17 protein-coding genes are annotated in these 19,472 nt (G+C 39.5%); 6 read left to right on the top strand and 11 right to left on the bottom strand.

Annotation, left to right across the window (positions count from 1 at the left end; translation table 11 throughout):
- Positions 1–22 precede the first annotated feature (22 nt).
- From RMZ41_RS01190 to mnmG, 3 genes are read right to left on the bottom strand one after another with little or no spacing between them, the layout of a single operon-like run.
- Positions 23–1,336 (bottom strand): hypothetical protein, encoded by a 1,314-nt coding sequence (locus RMZ41_RS01190; RefSeq protein ID WP_322641647.1) that lies wholly within the window; start codon positions 1,334–1,336, stop codon positions 23–25.
- A gap of 60 nt (positions 1,337–1,396) precedes the next feature.
- On the bottom strand, positions 1,397–1,519 hold the full coding sequence (locus RMZ41_RS01185) for a hypothetical protein (RefSeq protein ID WP_322641646.1): 123 nt from the start codon (positions 1,517–1,519) through the stop codon (positions 1,397–1,399).
- 47 nt (positions 1,520–1,566) lie between these two features.
- On the bottom strand, positions 1,567–3,489 hold the full coding sequence (mnmG, locus tag RMZ41_RS01180; protein ID WP_322641657.1) for a tRNA uridine-5-carboxymethylaminomethyl(34) synthesis enzyme MnmG: 1,923 nt from the start codon (positions 3,487–3,489) through the stop codon (positions 1,567–1,569).
- Positions 3,490–3,745: 256 nt separating this feature from the next.
- Between mnmG and RMZ41_RS01175 the strand changes: the two genes are divergently transcribed.
- Entirely contained in the window at positions 3,746–4,618 is an 873-nt protein-coding gene (locus RMZ41_RS01175) for a D-alanyl-D-alanine carboxypeptidase family protein (protein ID WP_322641645.1), read from the top strand.
- A gap of 63 nt (positions 4,619–4,681) precedes the next feature.
- Positions 4,682–6,184, top strand: coding sequence for an NYN domain-containing protein (locus tag RMZ41_RS01170; protein WP_322641644.1), 1,503 nt, complete (start codon positions 4,682–4,684; stop codon positions 6,182–6,184).
- 309 nt (positions 6,185–6,493) lie between these two features.
- Here RMZ41_RS01170 and RMZ41_RS01165 read toward each other — a convergent pair whose 3' ends face one another.
- Positions 6,494–6,856 carry a hypothetical protein gene (locus tag RMZ41_RS01165; RefSeq protein WP_322641643.1) on the bottom strand — a complete coding sequence of 121 codons (363 nt, stop codon included), beginning with the start codon at positions 6,854–6,856 and terminating at the stop codon, positions 6,494–6,496.
- A gap of 321 nt (positions 6,857–7,177) precedes the next feature.
- Between RMZ41_RS01165 and RMZ41_RS01160 the strand changes: the two genes are divergently transcribed.
- Positions 7,178–8,164: a DMT family transporter gene (locus RMZ41_RS01160; RefSeq protein WP_409874710.1), complete on the top strand. Its 987-nt coding sequence runs from the start codon at positions 7,178–7,180 to the stop codon at positions 8,162–8,164.
- Between the two features lie 31 nt (positions 8,165–8,195).
- Here RMZ41_RS01160 and RMZ41_RS01155 read toward each other — a convergent pair whose 3' ends face one another.
- Positions 8,196–9,041: an alpha/beta hydrolase gene (locus tag RMZ41_RS01155; RefSeq protein ID WP_322641641.1), complete on the bottom strand. Its 846-nt coding sequence runs from the start codon at positions 9,039–9,041 to the stop codon at positions 8,196–8,198.
- 466 nt (positions 9,042–9,507) lie between these two features.
- Here RMZ41_RS01155 and RMZ41_RS01150 point away from each other — a divergent pair, with 466 nt between their 5' ends.
- A complete protein-coding gene (locus RMZ41_RS01150; protein ID WP_322641640.1) occupies positions 9,508–10,164 on the top strand; it encodes a DUF2996 domain-containing protein in 657 nt (218 codons plus the stop codon).
- Positions 10,165–10,474: 310 nt separating this feature from the next.
- On the opposite strand, the gene RMZ41_RS01145 is transcribed toward RMZ41_RS01150, so the two are convergent.
- Positions 10,475–10,858 (bottom strand): hypothetical protein, encoded by a 384-nt coding sequence (locus RMZ41_RS01145; RefSeq protein WP_409874691.1) that lies wholly within the window; start codon positions 10,856–10,858, stop codon positions 10,475–10,477.
- A 216-nt stretch (positions 10,859–11,074) separates the two neighbouring features.
- Positions 11,075–12,676, bottom strand: coding sequence for a C2 family cysteine protease (locus RMZ41_RS01140; RefSeq protein ID WP_409874690.1), 1,602 nt, complete (start codon positions 12,674–12,676; stop codon positions 11,075–11,077).
- Positions 12,677–13,176: 500 nt separating this feature from the next.
- Between RMZ41_RS01140 and acsF the strand changes: the two genes are divergently transcribed.
- The gene (acsF, locus tag RMZ41_RS01135; RefSeq protein WP_322641637.1) at positions 13,177–14,253 is read left to right on the top strand and encodes a magnesium-protoporphyrin IX monomethyl ester (oxidative) cyclase; all 1,077 of its coding nucleotides are present in this window, start codon (positions 13,177–13,179) and stop codon (positions 14,251–14,253) included.
- 188 nt (positions 14,254–14,441) lie between these two features.
- On the opposite strand, the gene RMZ41_RS01130 is transcribed toward acsF, so the two are convergent.
- The 4 genes from RMZ41_RS01130 to RMZ41_RS01115 form a co-directional block, all read right to left on the bottom strand.
- Positions 14,442–14,693, bottom strand: a complete 252-nt coding sequence (locus tag RMZ41_RS01130) for a hypothetical protein (protein ID WP_322641636.1) — start codon at positions 14,691–14,693, stop codon at positions 14,442–14,444.
- A 2-nt stretch (positions 14,694–14,695) separates the two neighbouring features.
- On the bottom strand, positions 14,696–15,547 hold the full coding sequence (locus RMZ41_RS01125) for a hypothetical protein (protein WP_322641635.1): 852 nt from the start codon (positions 15,545–15,547) through the stop codon (positions 14,696–14,698).
- 164 nt (positions 15,548–15,711) lie between these two features.
- Complete coding sequence (locus tag RMZ41_RS01120; protein WP_322641634.1) at positions 15,712–16,488, bottom strand: RNA polymerase sigma factor SigF; 777 nt, start codon at positions 16,486–16,488, stop codon at positions 15,712–15,714.
- 882 nt (positions 16,489–17,370) lie between these two features.
- Positions 17,371–18,204, bottom strand: coding sequence for a photosystem II manganese-stabilizing polypeptide (locus tag RMZ41_RS01115; RefSeq protein ID WP_322641633.1), 834 nt, complete (start codon positions 18,202–18,204; stop codon positions 17,371–17,373).
- Positions 18,205–19,025: 821 nt separating this feature from the next.
- Between RMZ41_RS01115 and RMZ41_RS01110 the strand changes: the two genes are divergently transcribed.
- A complete protein-coding gene (locus RMZ41_RS01110) occupies positions 19,026–19,376 on the top strand; it encodes a hypothetical protein (RefSeq protein WP_322641632.1) in 351 nt (116 codons plus the stop codon).
- Positions 19,377–19,472 lie beyond the last annotated feature (96 nt).

Raw genomic sequence — 19,472 nt, 5'->3', positions numbered from 1 at the left:
GACTTTGTGTTTCTCTAAGTGGTCACAACTTCTGCCCTGCGTAAATTGATCGCACTTCACCGTTACGACGGATGACTGCTTCACCATTACTAACCTCTACAAGTGTCCAACCGCTTTCACCAATGCTTTCACCCATATTGATGCGGCGAGTCACACCGTCAATTCTAAACAAAGCGGCAGATTTGTTACCTAACTCTAGCAATCCTTCTAAGGTATTGCTTGGAGCAACTGCGATCGCAGTTGCTGGATATACTTGTTCTTGGGTAATAGTTGGTTCTGACTCTGGCGCAAGTGCTGCCCGTAATGGAACCACTGGTAATGCAGGCAGAGGGTTAGGTGTTTGACGCACGGTAATAGGTGCAGTTCGTCCAGCTACAGGTTTTAGTTCTGCTTGGACAGCCGCAGCCAACATACTGACGTTTACAGGCTTGGCAGCTTGTTGCACTTTATTTAGAGCGCTTTTCACAATATTAGGTTGATATCCCTGCAACGCACTGGCAACTTGCGGCATTAGCATAGGACTACCAGGAATTGACGGCAGTGCATTGTGCATTGGCGACGGCGCTTGATAAACGGGAACATAGATCCGCTCAACAACGCTTCCAGAACGGTTAGGGGCTGGTGGTGTATTGTTAGCTAGAAGTGGAAGTGGTGGTAAATTACCAGTTGTTTGGCCGTTACCAAGAGCTATTTGATTAGTATTTCTTTGACTAGAGAATGCAAGTATGCCAGATTTTTGATTGCTTTTTAATTCTTGCTTGTCTATAACTGCTAGCGATCCCAGCATATAGTCAACCAAATCTGCCTGAATGTCTGTTTGTGACTGCCTTTGCGGTACTAGCACTTGCTGGGTGAAGTTGGGATTGAAAAGGTATACAACTCCAGACTGCACTAGACAGAGAATACCAGCGATCGCCACACCTAAAGTTGTTCCCACAATCAGCAATCTGCCCAAAGCCCGACTACTTTTATGGCGCTTTCTACTAACTGGTTTAATACTGCCATTATTAAAGACAAAGGTACTCAAGTGCTTGTGGTTATCTTGAGTAACTGACTGTCCGTTTGGTAATATAATCTGCGGTATCGTAACTGTATGCAACACATTTTCTGGAGCTTGGGAGGAAACTCCAGCAAAAGACTGGCTCGATTTGTTCTGACTACCGTGCCTAATGGTTTGAGAAGGAAGATTATCACTAACATCCAGAATGTAGTCGATATCGGCAAAGAGTTCATCCATTAGACCATCAGCATAGTTATCTATCGACCAAGGCTCGTTGGCGATTAAGTCTTCTGATGGTTCTGGTACTAGGAGACGGGTGCTGGCTTCTTGTAACATAGACGTTCTGGGTTATTGCTAGGACGAGGAAACGCCGCGCCTACTGCCTGGGAATTAGGATTACAGATGAGATATCCAATCCGCCGTCTTCTGGAGACGAGTTGGTTGAGCGTTGGTATTAAAATCAACTTTAATCTGGGGATTGTGGATGATAGCAGTACTAATATTTATGTCATCTATCATACCAATCTCCCCGCTTACTACTATACTCAGTCTTTATCAAGTTTGTGTTAAGCTAACGCTGGAAAATCTTGCTGGCTCTTGGTTTTACGCAATTCTAAATATAATAATAAAGCGTTGACATCGGCTGGGTTTACACCACCGATACGTGCAGCTTGACCAAGAGTGAGTGGTTTTACGTGGGTCAGCTTTTCCCGTGCCTCTTTGGATAGGGTATCAATTGTTGTATAGTCCAAATCCGCAGGTAACTGGCGGTGGGCTTGGCGGGCAATTTGGTCAATCTGATTTTGTTGCCTAGCGAGATAGCCAGAATACTTGATGTCAATTTCTGCACCTTCTTTCTCGGCGCGGTTGAGGTTGGGGTTTCCTAGTCCGAACCTGTCAAGGTCAACGTAATGAAATCCCGGACGGCGCAGTAAGTCGTTGAGTGTAATTGAACCTTTAATTAATTGTTGGGTATCAGATGCGATCGCTATTCCCATTTCATCATGTTCTTTAACTCGTGTAGCTTGCAATCGTTGTTTTTCTGTGGTAATATTACCCTGTTTTTTGGTAAACATATCCCAACGGCGATCGTCAATTAAACCAATTTCTCGTCCCAAGGGTGTCAAACGTTGGTCGGCATTGTCAGAACGCAGTAATAAGCGGTACTCAGAACGACTCGTGAGCATCCGGTAAGGTTCGCGTAAATCTTTTGTACATAGGTCATCAACTAGCGTTCCAATGTAGCTTTGCTCGCGGGTAAACACAATCATTTCTTGAGAACGAACAAATCGAGCCGCGTTAATTCCTGCTACTAGCCCTTGGGCTGCCGCTTCTTCATAACCTGTAGTACCGTTAATCTGCCCAGCACAAAACAGTCCAGCAACCTTTTTGGTCATCAGTGTGGGGTAGCACTGAGTTGCTGGTAAATAGTCATATTCCACAGCATAAGCTGGACGCAGCATCACACATTTTTCCAAACCAGGGAGAGTCCGCAACATAAGCAGTTGCAAATTTTCTGGCAACCCTGTAGAAAACCCTTGGATATAAAGTTCGGGTATATCTCTTCCTTCTGGTTCAATAAAAATTTGATGGCTTTCCTTATCAGCAAAGCGCACAATTTTATCTTCAATACTGGGACAATAACGCGGCCCTTTGGCTTCTACCCAACCGCCATAAACTGGCGACAGGTGCAAATTATCTTGAATTAGGCGATGGGTTTCGGCGGTGGTACGGGTGATGTAGCAAGGTATTTGTTCCCGTTCTACCCACGCATCCGGGTCAAAACTAAACCAGCGCACATCTTCATCTCCTGGCTGGATTAGCATTTTACTATAATCTACCGATCGCTTATCTACCCGTGCTGGGGTTCCAGTTTTGAGTCTTCCGGTTTCAAATCCGAGGCGATTTAGGGTTTGTGTCAATCCTTCAGCCGCAAATTCTCCAGCGCGTCCGGCTGGCATTGATTTATTACCAACCCAAATTTTGCCTCCTAAGAAGGTGCCAGTTGTCAAGATAACTGCTTTACATTGGAACCCTACACCAAAATAAGTTTCAACACCAATGACTTCATCGTTAGCGCCTAGCACCAAATCTGTCACCATACTTTCCCGGATTATCAAGTTTTCTTGATTCTCGACAATATTCTTCATCACTGCTGCATATTCGCGCTTGTCCGTCTGGGCACGTAATGCCCAAACAGCAGGCCCCCGTGAAGAGTTGAGGATACGTTTTTGCAGGTAGGTACGGTCTGCTACCTTACCGATTTCTCCGCCGAGTGCATCTACCTCATGAGTCAACTGAGATTTGGCCGGCCCACCCACTGCTGGATTACAGGGTTGCCAAGCGATTTTATCCAAGTTGAGCGTCAATAACAGGGTACGACAACCGAGGCGTGCAGAGGCAAGAGCCGCTTCGCAACCGGAGTGACCTGCACCGACGACTATGACATCAAAAGCGTCTTGGAATTCAACGGAATTGTGCATGGTCATACTTACAGGATCGGCAAGCTTAGAGTTCTTTTCAATTTTAACTGTTCCAGTGGTTTCAGGGATGTAACTTTCTAATAAAAAAGTTATCAAATTTACTAGTACTCAAATAGAAACAAGTTTTAATTCGGGTATTAAATAGAAAATATATTTTTTTAAAATTTATGACAAAATTCCGGGTAGTTATAAGTTATCAATACCAGATATTTTCATCAAGCCATTACCTTTATCCTTGAATCAACTAAACAATTATTTAAAAATGAAAATCACCATCAAAAAGCAAAGAGATATTACTAGATTTATTAGAAAGGCAAGTTTCATTATTATAGTGATCGGGATGATTTTTATCTTAGTAGCTAGTAATGAGATTACCCATCACAAATTTGCTATAACTGCACAACCATTAAATGTATGCTCTACTAATACTTCATTATCTTGTATTGATACCTCTAAAGAGATAACATCAAAACCATTTATTCCCAACCCGCAATTAAATGCAAAAGAGCGTTTTTTATCTGCGGTTAGCCATAAATTAGCCACAATTCCCCAGGCTGGTACTTATGAATATACTTTGCTGCGAACTTATGGTGCAGTTTTTGTAAATCAAGATGTTGGAATTAAACTACCGCAAAAAAATATCCTGATTAATGAACAAGAAACCCAAGAGTTTCAAGCTACTTTAACAATGGTTCATGTTGATGGCACTAATGATTGTTATTTACAGAAATCGGCAGCTGACGCTCTAAATAAAGCGCGAGTTCAACAACATATACCACTAAAATCTGGTTATGGTTCTGGTGATTGTACTCGCACTTTTAACACGAATTTAAGATTTTGGCAAAAATATGCCAACAATCAAACTTTGGCAAAAGTTCAACAGGGCAAGGAAACAAAAATTCTCGGTTTAGTTGCACCTCCAGGAACTTCACAACATCTCTGGGGATTAGCAATTGATTTACGTGTAGGTAGTAAAGAACAAAGAAAAGCTCTTAATGAAAATGGTTGGTTTCAGACTGTAGAAAATGATGTTCCCCATTGGACTTATGTGGGTTTAACTGAAGATAATTTACCTCTGTTTGGTTTTAATAAACAAGTAGTCAGAGGTATTATTTATTGGATTACACCACTTTAATTGTTAGATAGTATGAAAACTTGGGAATACTAATCTAAAAGATGTATTGTCAGGGATTTAGCTATGCCAAACGAAGCTGCTAACCAGGAGCAAAGTTTCCTGATCGATTTATTAAGAGCAACTTATCAAAATCAGGAAGTATATCCAATTCTGCAACATAACTTAAGCAAACTCAACGATAATTTAGCTTTGATGTTGCGAAAATGGGTCAGCGATCGCTTTGCTAAAGAACCTGCCAATGCTAGTAATATAGTTGGAGTTATTGTCAAGCTTAGTAGAATTATTCAAGGTTTTGAACAAGGGAACCCTGCGAGTAATTTAGAAATTGCGATCGCAGGTTATGAATCAGTTTTACAAGTGTGTACCCGTGAAGCATTTCCCAAAGAATGGGATATCGTTCAGCAAGCTTTGATAACAGCTTATCAGCAACGTCAGCAAATTTTTTCCAGAACCATTGGTGAACTTCGAGAGCATACTGTTCAAACCCAGAGCCAGATTTATACATTAACTGAGCAGTTACAGCATGAATCAGAACAAGCAAAACTACAAGTTAATGAATTAAAAACAATCATTACGCAGTTAAAACAGGAAGTAAGCAATTCTGAGCAAACGCAAGAAATAACGTCTTTAATAGTGGATTTAAAAGAATTAAAACAGCGTCATATTGGTGTAGAGCGGTTTACTACCACGGCTCATATTGAGCAGTTTAATACAGCTATTTTTTATGATATTGAAAATTTAACAATGGGTAGAAGTAACCCTAACTTAAATTTCTCTCTGAAACAAATCCAAACAAATCTGGAAAGCACTAGCTTAGTTAATAAAATTGCTATCCAATGTGCTTATGCTGACTGGAGTGATTCTCGATTAAAACTGTTAAAGAATGAGATTCAAGAACTTGGGATTGAAGCAATTCAAATTTTTGATTACAGTTATAAACGAAATGCAGCAGATATGCAACTAGCGATTGATGTCATGGAATTAGCCCAGACTCGTCCGACGTTGCAAGTTTTCGTTATTATATCAGGTGATGGTGCATTTGCCGCTTTAGCTAAAAAGCTCCATGAATATGGAAAAACTGTAATTGGATGTGCTTACGAAGGACAAATTAATCGCGTTCTCAAATCTGTTTGCGATCGCTTTATACCAATACCTGCTCCTCAAGCAAAAATAGAGGAGATTCCAATTAACGAAGTAAAGAATCAGAGTTCATTAAATGATGATATTTTAGTAGAAACTAAGAAAGTTTTGCAAGGATTAAAGCAAAATGTTGAGCAATTGAATCAGCTTAAGCAAGTTGGTATTCCCATATCTCAAATTCATAAGATATTAAGAGAAAAAATCTCAGCCTTTGACCACAAAAGAGAACAGCACGGTGAAAAATTGACAATCTTCTTGAATAAAGTCATTGAAGAAACAGATATTTATCTATCGATTGAGAACAATAAATTATTTTTAAGAGAAATATTAACCATAGGCTCTAATGGCTCATCAAATAAAGTTGTGAAAGCTTTAAGTGAATCTAGCAATAACTTCAAAGAGATTGTAATTGCTGGTAAATCTTAATACTAATTATTTATGATGTTTTATCAAATAAAGCTTGTTGAGACAAGGAGCTTAAGCCCCTTGTTCAAGAATTATAAGTCGTAGATGCCGAGGGGCTTGTTATTACACATCGCAACCTAAATATTATAACTTACGCAATAATAGCCTAAACACTAATTTTCAGGTAGGGATAATACCTGTGGGAAAGCGCTTTACGTCTACATGAATTACCCCTACCGCGTGTAGTTTTGCATCAGTCCTAGATGTAATCAAATAGCTTCTCTAGGTTTAGCAAAATATTAATTGAAAAGTGGATTTATTATTACTTCACTACTTCACTTCGCTGGGTTCAAACTTCGTTATCTTACCTTTTTTAATCGCTACAATCACATCATAGTGAGAACAGTAAGCGAATGTGACATCATTAGCTTTATTATAAAGGTTAACTACGTGACCTGCACCACCTACCTGAATACCGATTGGCTCTAAATCAGCAAAAAAGAAACGACGTAGTTGATCGCCACTACCAATCTGACCCTTACTTTTAGTCAGCAAATCTAGTTTCTTCGCTACAGATAATTCTTCGGCTGCCGATGCCTGTACTAATGATGGATTGATCGCTTTTAATGGTGCGTCCCAAACTGTAAAAAAACCAACCAAAGCAAAAGTTGTAAGTAAGGGTGCGAGTTTCATTTGTGACTCTCTTGTTTGTTTTATCCTGAACATCCAAAGCATCTCAGGTGAGAGTGAGAGGCGATTGAAATTAAGGCACTATTTTTATGAATTTATCCTTTGAGAAAACTTAGTTGATTCTCAGCCCTTTCTCAGACAATGATAATAGCTACAAGTCACACCAAAATTTAAGTATCTTCTCAACAAAACCTCATTTTAAACTGCGTGATGGCAACTTATAATGAGCAATGCTTTCATTGCAGTGGTGTTATTGTGAGTAGACCCAAAAGACCACATCACTTAATCCATAGAGTTTCAGGACAAACATATCTCTGGCTAGCAATGCTAATTTTTGCGGCATCTGGCGCAGTTACCAGGAAGCTAACAGAAATTGGTGCTGAACATTTTATCGGCGAACGTAATCCGATTTCTTTGTGTAATGTTTTATTTGTGGGAAACCTTTGCGCCTTGATACTTTTAATCCTCATCTATGGGCGACAGTGGAACAAAGCTACTTTAAAACAACTCTCAAGGAAGGATTGGGTTAGTCTAACAGCAGTAGCTATTTTATCGGGAGCATTAGCTCCTGGCTTGGTTTTCCAGGCGCTTGCACTTACACAGGTAAATAATGTTATTTTGGTAGGACGCTTGGAACCGCCTTTAACTCTGGCTTTATCAGTCTGGTTATTGAGAGAACGGGTAAATATTTGGGAATTTATCGGAGCGATCGCAGCATTTGTTGGTGTTATCCTAACTATCATCCTTCAGCCTCCAGCAGATGCCATGATGAATATGGGAGGTTTCAGATTAGGCATAGGGGAACTTTTAGCAGCACTAGGATCTATCGCTGGAACCGCTTCTACGATTATTGGTAAGAAATATCTTTCGCAGATTCCTTTGGGAATTTATAGCATCTTTCGCACTGCATTAGGAACCATAATCTTTTTCTTCATTGCTTTAATCCTCTATGGCAGCGATCATTTTGCTGATGTCCTTTCACCATTTTTATGGCAGTGGATGTTTCTCTATGGTGGGTTAATTGTGGTAGTAGGTCAATCTTTTTGGATTAAAGGCTTGAAAACTTCTACTGTCTCTACAGCTTCCTTAGTTAGCTCATTTAGCCCAATTGTAGGCATTTTAGCAGCTTATTTAATTTTGAGTGAAACTCCAACTTTACCTCAATATATTGGTGGTAGCTTAATTTTAGTAGGCATATTCCTGAGCCAATTTGGTACTTGGCGTAAAACTTCTAGCATTGCGTCTGCCAAAGCAAGTTCTACTCCGGCACAGCAACTGGTAGAAACTGATATGGGATTCAAGGGGATTTGAAGGGTTTAGGCGGAGTCTAACCCATTAGTAATTACAAATTACCGGGACGGGGTAATTGCTGATTTGTCTTTACAAGCTTAGTGAATTCCTGTAAGGTTTTACGATACTTGTCTTCAGCTACTAAAAATAAATTATTATGATTTGCCTCTTCAACCCAAAAATAAAGTTTTGGAGATATTGCAGCATTAAATAATTTTTGTCCATGAGCAAAAGGAATGATTTCATCTGCTTTTCCATGAATTATCAATATCGGGCATTTGATTTTTTTGATTTTATCAAGATTTGGGAATTTATCAAAAGGTAAAATTCGAAATGGTACTATTACTTGAAAAGCGGAAATAAACGAACTTTCAATAATTAAACCAGCTACTGGTTTCTGCATTGCTAAATTGACCGCAGATCCACCACCAACCGAACGACCTAAAACTATAATTCTATCAGGTGGAATTTTTAAATTTTGGGTCAAATAATTGTAAGCACTATCGATATCTTCGTATGCATGGGTTTCTGTAGGCTTCCCTTGACTAGTACCATAACCACGATAATCATAAGCAAAGACACTAAAGCCCCATGTGTGTAATTTTTCTAAAATCTGCTTTATATCTCCTAAATCTTCAGAATTGCCATGAGAATAAAGAATAGTATATTTAGCTTGATTATTTAGCAAATATGTAGCTGATATATTATTTTCCCCACTTTTTAATTTAAAAATTGTTGGATTATCCTGATAGCTAGAAGGTTGAGACAAAAAAATCATGCTATCTGCCCGAAAATATACAAACCCAGCAAAAAATATATAGATAAAGCTTAAAGATTTAACCAGTCGTTGCCAAGTAAAATCTCCAATTAGCAGTTTTGTAAGTTGCATTTTATCCATTAGTTTTTATCAAAACAGAATTCAGGAGTCAGGAGTCAGGAGCCAGAAAACAGATATGAATTTTGAACGAAAGACCAGATAGCGCAGCGTAAAGCCTACGGCATAGCTCCGCTTAGAACGAGTCCACGAGCGTCTGAATAAACGGCGTTTTTGCACCCCCACCAAATTAAAAAGTTGGTGGTCTTCAAGACGCTCACGGACTCATTCTGACTCCTGAATTCTGACTTCTGAATTCTTCTTCAATTTTATGTTTTCTAATACTCAATGTTATGTGAGGTTGTTCTTTATTCAGGTAAGAGCAATTTATGTAGATAATACAGAGGCTTCCCAGAGATCGTTGCTGTTAGATGGGATCGAAGCACTTAAGTCCTTACTACAAACTCCATTAATATGTAAAAATGAGAATACCCAAAACATCAAGGTGAGCGATCGCTCCAAAAGCTAGATTAAAGGATTGACCTGAGCAATGGCAGACCCAACCAATCACAATCAAGCGGGAGAAGTAGCTCCCAGCACTGTTGACCAACAAGCTCCTAGTGTGGCTGAAGAACACGCTCCTAGTACAGATTCCCCCGAAGCCACAGACCTCCCTACCGCTAACACGCCAGATCCGAAAGCCGCAAACCCCGAAGATAATCCCAATGCTGCTAAACCAGCTGCATCACCGAAGCGAGAAAAAGCCGCAGCAGCCGCAACAGAAGAAAAACCCACCGCCGCAGCTAAAGCCGCCAAAAAGGAAAAAGCCCCATCTGTAGAAGATAAGCCATTTGTAGAGTTTATCGAGCAAGACTACTTGCCAGCTTTACAAAAAGCGATCGCTCAACAAGGAGTACAAGATTTACAGGTGTCTTTTGCCAAGCAGAAATTGCCAATTACTGGTTTTGAATCTGCTGAAGAATGTTGGCAAATCATCGGTAGTTGGAAAGAAAAAGGTGTGCGTCAGTTCAACCTGTATTTTCCCGACGAAGATATTCAAGGTAAAAAGGGATTTTCCTGTAACGAAGGCAAAAAACCTAGCACTCTTGAGTCATTCTTAATCGATGAGCGCAAAATCACACTCGATTTATTAGTATTTGGCTTAGTTCAGCGCTTAGATGGTCAAAAGTGGCTAGGTATAAATTAGTCGTTAGGCATTAGTTTTTGACAAAGGACTAATGACCAAATACACTTTAGAGTGTGTGGAAATGATAAGTAATATCATGTCCGCTAGACATAGACATCTCCAAAGATGATTGTAGAGACGTTGCAGTGCTACGTCTTTACAAGGATTTTAGATAACACATATTTAAGTTCTGGAGATGTTTAATCTAAAAAACACTTGATTACTCACTAACACTAGAAAGCAAATCTAAATCCTCAAGTCCTGTCCTCTAGTGGGCAGGATCAATCCAAAATCTAAAATCCATTAACTGCTTTTAACTCAATCAATTATTTTAAAAATTAGCGGCAACTGCTTCTGATTCTATAGTATTACTTTGATTTTCTATATCATAAGTAACTACTGCTTTGAATCGATCGTGTCCCGTATAGCCGCTTTTGTTAGTCAATTCCACAAGAATCTCAGAATTTTCTAAAGGTTTTAACTCAATTTCTTTGTACTGAGACTGAAAATTTTGTAATTTGCCATCTAAGAAATTGCGGATTTCAACTTTAGAAATTTTTACAGTGACACTCTTAGTTTGAGGATTCTCCAAGAGGATAAAGACAGAAGCAAGACCAATATTGCGTTGTGGGTCGTGAGCAATACCCAAAGGCGGTAAATTTTCTTGTCTAGCAATCAGAGTTACTTTTTTAATCAAATTATTGTTATTTTTCATAGTTGTTCTATAAGATAAGGAATGAGTTTGACTTTGAGCATGGGTAGAAGCAATAACACAAATATTAGTTGACCCCGGTATAACCAGTAAAGCAATACAAGTCATTAAAGATGCTTTAATCATAAATTTTAAAAAATAGTGTATGTTAAAATTCGGTAAAGATGAAATAATTCATCTCTACCGAAAATTAGAAGAAATATCATTCCTTAATCAGAGTTAAGTATTCGACCAGACAAAATATGTCTTGAGATTGAGCAATTGCTCCCATGTTAAGTTCGCGTCTTGAGATCCCCAAGGATTTCTGACGCTAAATGTTCCATTTGCTGAATTGTAACTAGTAACAGTATAGGCGTGTTTATTAACTACGCCGTAATTTGCACCATTAACAAACCCAGCAGTTAATACTTTGTTGGAATTGACTAAATCAATTAACTGAGTTTTGCTCATGTTATTAACTTGTTGCGAAGTGGCATCCAAACCAGTTACTTGGCGGGTTACATAATCCATCCAGCCACCGTCAATAGAACTATAAGCATTTGTGGTATTGCCAGGACGACTCCAGCCTAACTCACCCAATTGAGCATAGGCTTTTTCTGCTAGTCCTACCCATAATTCATTGCTAGAATTATTGTAGGAACTACCTTTACTAGCGTAGATTAACTGTCCGTAAGCATCAGTGGGTAAATATTGATCAACTGTGACGTAGTTTGCCACAGCATTATTAAAGAAACGAACGGTGAAGGTATTATCACCATTGTCAATAAACATATTTTGGATGTAGTTGGGCTTTTCCTGAGCTATTGCAGATAGGGTAGCCAGATAATAACAATCTCCCAAATTACCTTGCTTAATATCATTTGCACTAATACCATTTTGGAATAAAGATCCAGTGATTGCTTGATAGTTGCCACTGTTGGATGTGGGGCGATCGCTTCCTAAGAACCACTTCCCAATCAATTTTTCCATTTGTGCAGTACTACTACCAGCATAAAGGTTTCCAAGTGTTGTTTTACTTGTGCTACCTCCCGTCCAATATTGGTTCGCTGTATTCCCATTCACTACATTACCTGAGAGAACACGAACATAATCTAGCATGGTAAAGCGGCTGGCATTACTAACAATAGTCCGAAGATCAACTAATTCAGTAGCATCAATTACGCTATTATCTTCAGTATCACGGAACAGAGAAATCATATCTTTTCTACTTAAATTTCCGTCTGCTGCCAGAGAGCGAGTTAAATTAATCAATCCTCCGTCTTTCAAATTTTGACTATACCAGTCATTATTAGTTCCTTGCACTGTAATAGCACTGGCAAAAACATTATTGATTTCATTGCTTTCAGCTACGTAAGCATAACCATCGGCTTGAGAAAGAAGATAATAATTACCAGCCGCAGTACCATTAGCAATGGTAAGTGTGATTGATTCTGAACTAACACCACCACCGCCAATATCGGCAACGTAATCATAGTTCAAAAATAGATCGTCATTACTAAGAATGGCATCTTTGGAGAGATAAAACTTGCTGTAGCTATAACCTGCACTAGCATTACCTTGGTTCTTGACTTGATAGTTAAGTTGAATGCTACTACCAACTGTTGTGTTACTTGGTGCAGAGACATTTTGAACTATTAAGTCTGGTGCGGGTGTTGTTAGAGAAATCGCACTGGCAAAAACATTATTGTTTTGAGAAGCAGTAACATAGCTATTCTGGTTTACATTTAACCCATAGCTATTATCAGTGCTATATAAATTGATATTTGGATTATTTCCGAGAATACTATTTGTATTGATGAGATTATTTTCACTAGAAAACATCGATTACTCCATTAAAAGTTAAGTATTTTGGCAAAACAAATCCAACAGCCTTTGCAATTTCAAAGGTTGAAAGTCGAATATTTGTTACTCACAAAAATCAAATTAAATACTGATACATTTACGATACGTTTAGTATTGAAAAAATACTGTATATTTTGTGTAAAAAATTACTTTTTATTATAAAGCTACGTAATAAATAAATTGTTAAAGTAATAGATGATGAGTGCTGTTGTGCCAGTTGTCTAAATCCTGGCTCCGATTCTTGGTTCCGTAAACATTGAATGATTGTTGCAACTCTTAATCTTTTGCTTACAAATTTCTAACCCGCACCTTGGTAGACTGAACTTTATACAATTGGATTATTGTGGGCTGTTACGCTTTAACAGAACATTACCCTTGGCTTTCTAGTGAGGCAGTCGCTCAGAGGAGTTTCCTCATGAGGAACTGCACAAAGCCGAAGGGTCTACTTAAGATAATAAAGACGAAAGAGCAATCAAGACATGGTAGATTCCCTCAAAAAACCAGGCTTTGAAGAAATCCGGCCAGGGATTAAAGTCCCGGCAAAAGAAACCTTGTTAACACCTCGGTTTTATACTACCGATTTTGATGAAATGGCGCGGATGGATATTTCCGTCAATGAAGACGAGTTACAAGCCATTCTCGAAGAATTCCGCATTGACTACAACCGTCATCACTTTGTTCGGGATGCGGAGTTTGACCAATCCTGGGATCATATTGACGGGGAAACTCGCAAGTTATTCGTTGAGTTTCTAGAACGCTCCTGTACAGCAGAGTTTTCTGGCTTTTTACTCTATAAAGAACTTGGCCGTCGCTTGAAAGACAAAAGCCCCGTCTTGGCAGAGTGTTTTAACCTGATGTCACGGGATGAAGCGCGTCACGCTGGCTTTTTGAACAAAGCTTTGTCAGACTTTAATCTGTCTCTAGATTTAGGGTTTTTGACTAAGAGCCGCAGTTATACCTTCTTTAAACCGAAATTCATCTTCTACGCTACTTATCTTTCTGAGAAAATCGGTTATTGGCGCTACATTACTATTTATCGCCATTTAGAAGCACATCCTGAAGATCGGGTTTATCCAATCTTCCGGTTCTTTGAGAACTGGTGTCAGGATGAAAACCGTCATGGTGATTTCTTTGATGCGGTTATGAAATCTCAGCCGCAAATGTTGAATGATTGGAAAGCACGGCTGTGGAGTCGGTTCTTCTTATTGTCGGTGTTTGCGACAATGTATCTCAATGACATCCAACGCAAGGACTTTTATGCAACCTTGGGATTGGATGCACGAGAATACGACATCCATGTAATTAAGAAGACTAACGAAAATGCCGGTCGGGTGTTCCCTCTAATGCTAGATGTAGAGAATCCAGAGTTTTATCAGCGCTTGGATATTTGTATTAGCAATAATGAGAAACTGGGTGCGATCGCTAATTCTAACACTCCCAAATTCATACAATTCTTCCAGAAACTGCCACTTTACATTTCCAACGGCTGGCAGTTATTGCGGCTGTACCTAATGAAACCCATTGATACTGTTTCTGCTCAAGGGGCAGTTCGCTAATTGATAACAGGTTTGCGAAAGCTTTAGTGGTTCTGCTGATTGCAGAGCCACTTTTTTTGTCCAGAACCTACTTTGCTGTAGGGGCAATTCATTAACTGTCCCTACATAACCCTTACTTAATCGTTCACGAACAACAAAATTCCCGACTCTCTAAGAAATCAGGAATCTGAGGCTTTAATTTTTACAAATCAAATAGGATTCATATAGCGATTTTGATAGTAAGCCAAAATTTGGTTAAATCGTTGCCGACTTTCTAAACCAGAATTTGCTGCCCAGGAGATGGACAAGCCATCAATTTGACTTTGATTGTAATCAAACTGTTGAGATGATTGGGGAATTAAATCCACTCCTACCCCTTCGATTTGACGTAAATGAGCTACTATCTCTCTATAGACAGCTAAAGGCAAACCAGCGAATTCAATTTTTTCCTTAGTCTCCATCTCTATGAAGCTCCAACATTAAAAGGATTTGAGGAGGGCGTTGTCACTGAAACAGGATTACCATTAGCAGATGTAGCTGATGGCGTTGAGTTGACAGGCCCTTCCCCTACCATTTTGGCAACTTCAATACCAAATTGTTCAAGAATTACAATTGGATTAGAGCCTCCATTCATTTCAATCCGTTTAATTAGTACGCCATTGGCTAATCGCTGTCCAGCTTGTACATAGCGACTTGTCGGCTCATCTGGTACTTTGATGATTGCCTGCGGTTCATTACTAATTAGAACTACACCACTCACAGTAACTGCCCTTGCTAATTCAGGTTGTGCTGGTGGTGGCAATACAGATACTAAGGTGGGGTTGGAGACAACTTGAGGTAAAAGTTTAGGTAAGACTGAAGTCAAAGTAGAATTAACTTTTTTTGGTACAGAAGCAATGTTATTTTTCTTCTGATTTGAAGCTATCTTGGGTGTTGGAAGTTTTCGTACTGCTAACGATGCAGTAGGTAGCTTAGGCAACACGGGAACTGGTCTTCCAGATGTTTTAGGTATTCCGACAACCATCGGCCCTAAAATTTGTGCAAACGGGTCAGTTCGATCTTTTGATATCTGAAGTAACCCTATCCGCTCTGTAGCATTAGTGGATTGAATCAAGCTAACAGATGCGGGAGTAAGTTGTGAAACCTGTTTGGCAGGTATCACTGGATTCTTAAAGGATTGAGCCGCCGATGGCGACTTTGCTGCTATTTTGGGAATCGGCGCAGGAGTGATGGCTTGTTGTGTATCTTCAGAAGCACATCCAGCGATCGCTAAGGTTAAAATAGCTGCAATTGTAATTTTTGAATTTCTGCCCATGAGCTGTTCTCAAAAGCCATTAGAAAATTTAAAAATGGAAATCTACATGCCTGAAATTTGTATCAAAGGCAAAGTATGTTCCCTTTATAACCTAATTTTTTACATTTCAAGGGTTATTTTTAGCACTAACAGCCCAGCAAAACTGCGGATTAAGTTTTTTGGAGTTAATCGTCTGCTACACCCATAAGCTCTTTCATCAAATCCAGACCTTTCTTGACTCTACGGGAAACCGTGACGACACTGATTCCCAGATGTTCTGCAACTTGTTTTTGTGTTAAATCTTGTAAAAACACACATTCCAACACATCGCGGGTGCGTTGTTCAAGTTGAACCAATGCTTGTTGCAAACGAAGTTGGTCTTCTTGTGCCAATTGAAAGCTGCGATAGTGAGGATCTGGAACCAATTCTCCCAAACAAGTAGAGCCTTCTTCTCCATCTTGGATTGGTACATCAAGACTTAAGGGAGAGCGATTTATCCACGCTAATTTAATTTCTTGCCATTCGTTTGGAGAAATTTCTAGTGCTGTTGCTAATTCGGTGTCTGTTGGTTGGCGATTATGCTTTTCACGCCAAGAACGTGACACTCCTATTGCTTGTTGTTGCAGTGCTAACCACTTCCGAGGAATTCGCACAGTGACACCTTTATCTCGGAGATAGTGTTGAATTTCACCCCGAATATAGGGAAGAGCGTAGGAACTAAAGGCGTGTCCTTTAGAAAGCTCAAATTTTTCAATCGCTCTGATTAAACCCAAAGACCCAACCTGGAGCAAATCATCGTAGGTTTCATGACATTGATTCGTCCAGTAATGAGCTTCTTTTCTCACAAGGCCAAAATTGAGTTTTACCAGTTGATTGCGAACATTTTCTGACCGAGATTGCTGATATTCTCGCAACAACTGCCAAATTTCATGTTTTAGTTCATTGGTGACTGTGGTAGTCATAGCACCGTGTTTATTGAGTAAATTAACAATCAATTACTCACTTTTAAATCTAGCTGCGACCGCACAATAGTAAAGATCATATTGTGCTGCTTGTAATAGCAAATACTATGGTAATAATCACTTTTTTGTAGACAAAATTCCATAGATTTGCTGGAGAATCGAGCAAAATTTAAATGGGCGAAATTGGGATTTAGTTTGTTATTTATCTTGAGGATGATCTGTAGCTGCTTTTAGAACTACATAGAAATAAAATATAAAATTAATCACTAAATATCAAACCGAGATTTTACTTAACTTTAATTAATTAATGATGAAGCTAATTTATAGAAATAAAACAACAGCAGTCGTAATTTTGTTGGATGGAAAAAGTTTGATTTACAGTAAAATTACGTGTCTATTCAAGCTATATTCAGCCAATAATAAAAATTTACTAATAATATTTGGAAAATAGTATGTATATTTACGCAAGCCAATATTACAAGGGCAATCTCGCCATTCGTTGTACTGTGGAGATATTGCGGGGCAGAATATCACTCAATACGCTTGGATTAAGAGCTATTGGTAAAAAATTTTGGTTTTTGAAACGCGATAAATCGCCGTCTCTACAAGTGTTTTGGTCTTATCTGAACTGTATTGCTTTATAAAAAACCTATCTACCACCCAAAAAAAGGCAGGGCTGTTTCATTCTTTCAAAGCCTCTTGAAAACTAGGGGACAAGGGAAGGAGGGATTTATCTCTTGTCTCTTTTCGTCTCTGCAAGGCTTTTATAGGAATGAAACAACCCTGAAAATGGGGGCAAAGAAGTTAACTTTTGTGATGAAACCTAGATGCTGACAGAATTGTAGTTCTGAATGCCAGGTTAGTTATCTAACTCCAGAGAATTTAGCCACGACCTGGTTCAACCCGTGCAAAAAATAGACCACGAATCTTGACTTCTTTGGGTTCGCCAGCACCTAAATCTGTATCAGATGGCTGTTCGCTCTCGAAAGTACCAGCAATTTCACCACTAGAGCTATCTACTTTAGCGATTTGCAGAGAAATCTTACCATTTAGATTTTCTGCACGCTTAACGTTAGTGCGGGTAAGTTGTTCATCATCTGCTTGAGCGGGGAGAGCCACAGCATTATCGTAGCCACTGACGACACCGCGACCTTTAGGATCTAGGAAGGCAGCACCGCGATAGGAAGGAACTTTGAAAGTACCTTCAAAGTCCGTGGAGGTGTTAATACTGCTCAAGCTGGGTTGAGTTTGAGCAACCAAGTTTTTGATGGTGAAGAGGAAAGGTACTCGCTCACCGCCAGGAAGCTGCACAGTAATAGCTTGAAAGTCAAGACCATCAGTTTCCACAAAGGTCAAGCTATTATCTGAGTTGATTTTTAGGTCGCCTTGCACCTGGTCAATGGTGGAAGTGTATCTGGTCAACAATTTGCCAGCAACAAATTCTGCTTCTTGGCGTTTATTAGCAGGTTCTTCTTTGATAAAGAAGCTAGTAGGCTCTAGGCAAAGTTCTTTAATGGTGTATGACTGGCTAGAATCAATGGGAATGGAGCCACGGCTTGTTTCTGCTAGTTGGGGGCATTTGTTTGCCAAGCCAGTGCCACGAATTTGGTCGTAAGTGAGTACATCTCTACTACTAGTAGCAGGAGCATCACTACAAGCAGTTATTAGTCCCAAGCACAAAGCGAAGAATGCAACAATTAAAGCGCGATACCTCATGGTCAACCTCAATCTCAAAAATTAATATCTAAGTTGTAAAACTGCATCGAAGCTTTGATCGCTGACGAAAAGCCATCCTCAATTCGGATACTGCGTTGCTCTGGTTGTCAGAGTTGAAGCAAATGTCCGGGCATATAAGTTGGAAGTCGCCACTCAAACTTTTCTCTGCTAAACGTAGTTAAACGTATCGTTCTCTTGAGTTTGGGATGTAAACCCCAGACTGAGTAGCACACTGCATCCATAGTGGATGTATGTAACTAGGGGAGCAAAAAACCAGCAGTTTTACTGTTGGTAGCATTTGTTAGAGTTGGACGGATGGATGAGTAAGCGCTACATAGAGCAGCATAAATGCTTGTCTCAAAGAGTGCGAACAGGAGTGTCTGCTTCGCACTTTGCTTTTGCCAATTGCAAAAGCAGCGTCGCCCAAGTCTTTTTGTATCATGTATGTGACGCTACTACATACAGCCCATTGTTGGATGGGTAAATTAGCCAGATCATACGATTTTTTTTAACTCAAAATCAAAGTACTCAAAATCCAAGAAATTCTCGTCTCGATCGCATCTAGCTGACGTGGAGGCTATGTTAAACTTTACCGCCCCGTCTTAGGAGCGATCGCAATTGCTTTTAATAAAGATACAAATCTAGTTATATTTAACCCTTACTTAGGTAAGTGAAGGTATGAGCGATCACGGTTAGTCTAGAAAAAACCATCTAGAAGCCTACAGAAGGTTGATTTTATTTACTCCTTGTCTAGAGTAACTAGGGAAAATTAAAAATCTCCGGTAAATTTGAGTTGACCTCATTTATACGGAAAGGCTGCGATGAACGATCACAAAAATGTGGAATCAGCAGAGTTGTCTTGTAAACTGCAAGCGATCGCAACTGTGGTGTATGATGCAGTTCAGGATTGTGAAGGCGATACTGTAGCTCTTTTGGCAATGCTTAGGCAATTAGAACAGTTACACCGAGAGATTCGAGATGGGGTTTTTCAAAAGAGTTTGCCTGTTAACCGTCGGCAACTTTACTCACTGCTGAAAGATATTGAGTCTGAGGGAGGCTGGCCTTATATTGAACGGATGAGACTACAAGCCTTTTTAGCGAATTTGCCACAAGAGGCTCCCCCAGAAAATAACCGTGAGGTTTTGGAGAGCGATCGCTCCTTTGCTGATTAGCTCGAAATTAACAACTCTGATCGCCTCATCAACCCAACCGCTAAACCAAGAGCGGTTGCTCATTGAGGCTTTAAGAGTCATTAGTCAATGATAATT

This window comes from Nostoc sp. DedVER02, from assembly GCF_034530675.2.
Classification (GTDB): Bacteria; Cyanobacteriota; Cyanobacteriia; order Cyanobacteriales; family Nostocaceae; genus Nostoc.
The sequence above is the reverse complement of the archived record's forward strand: the minus strand, read 5'-3'. Positions and strand labels throughout refer to the sequence as shown.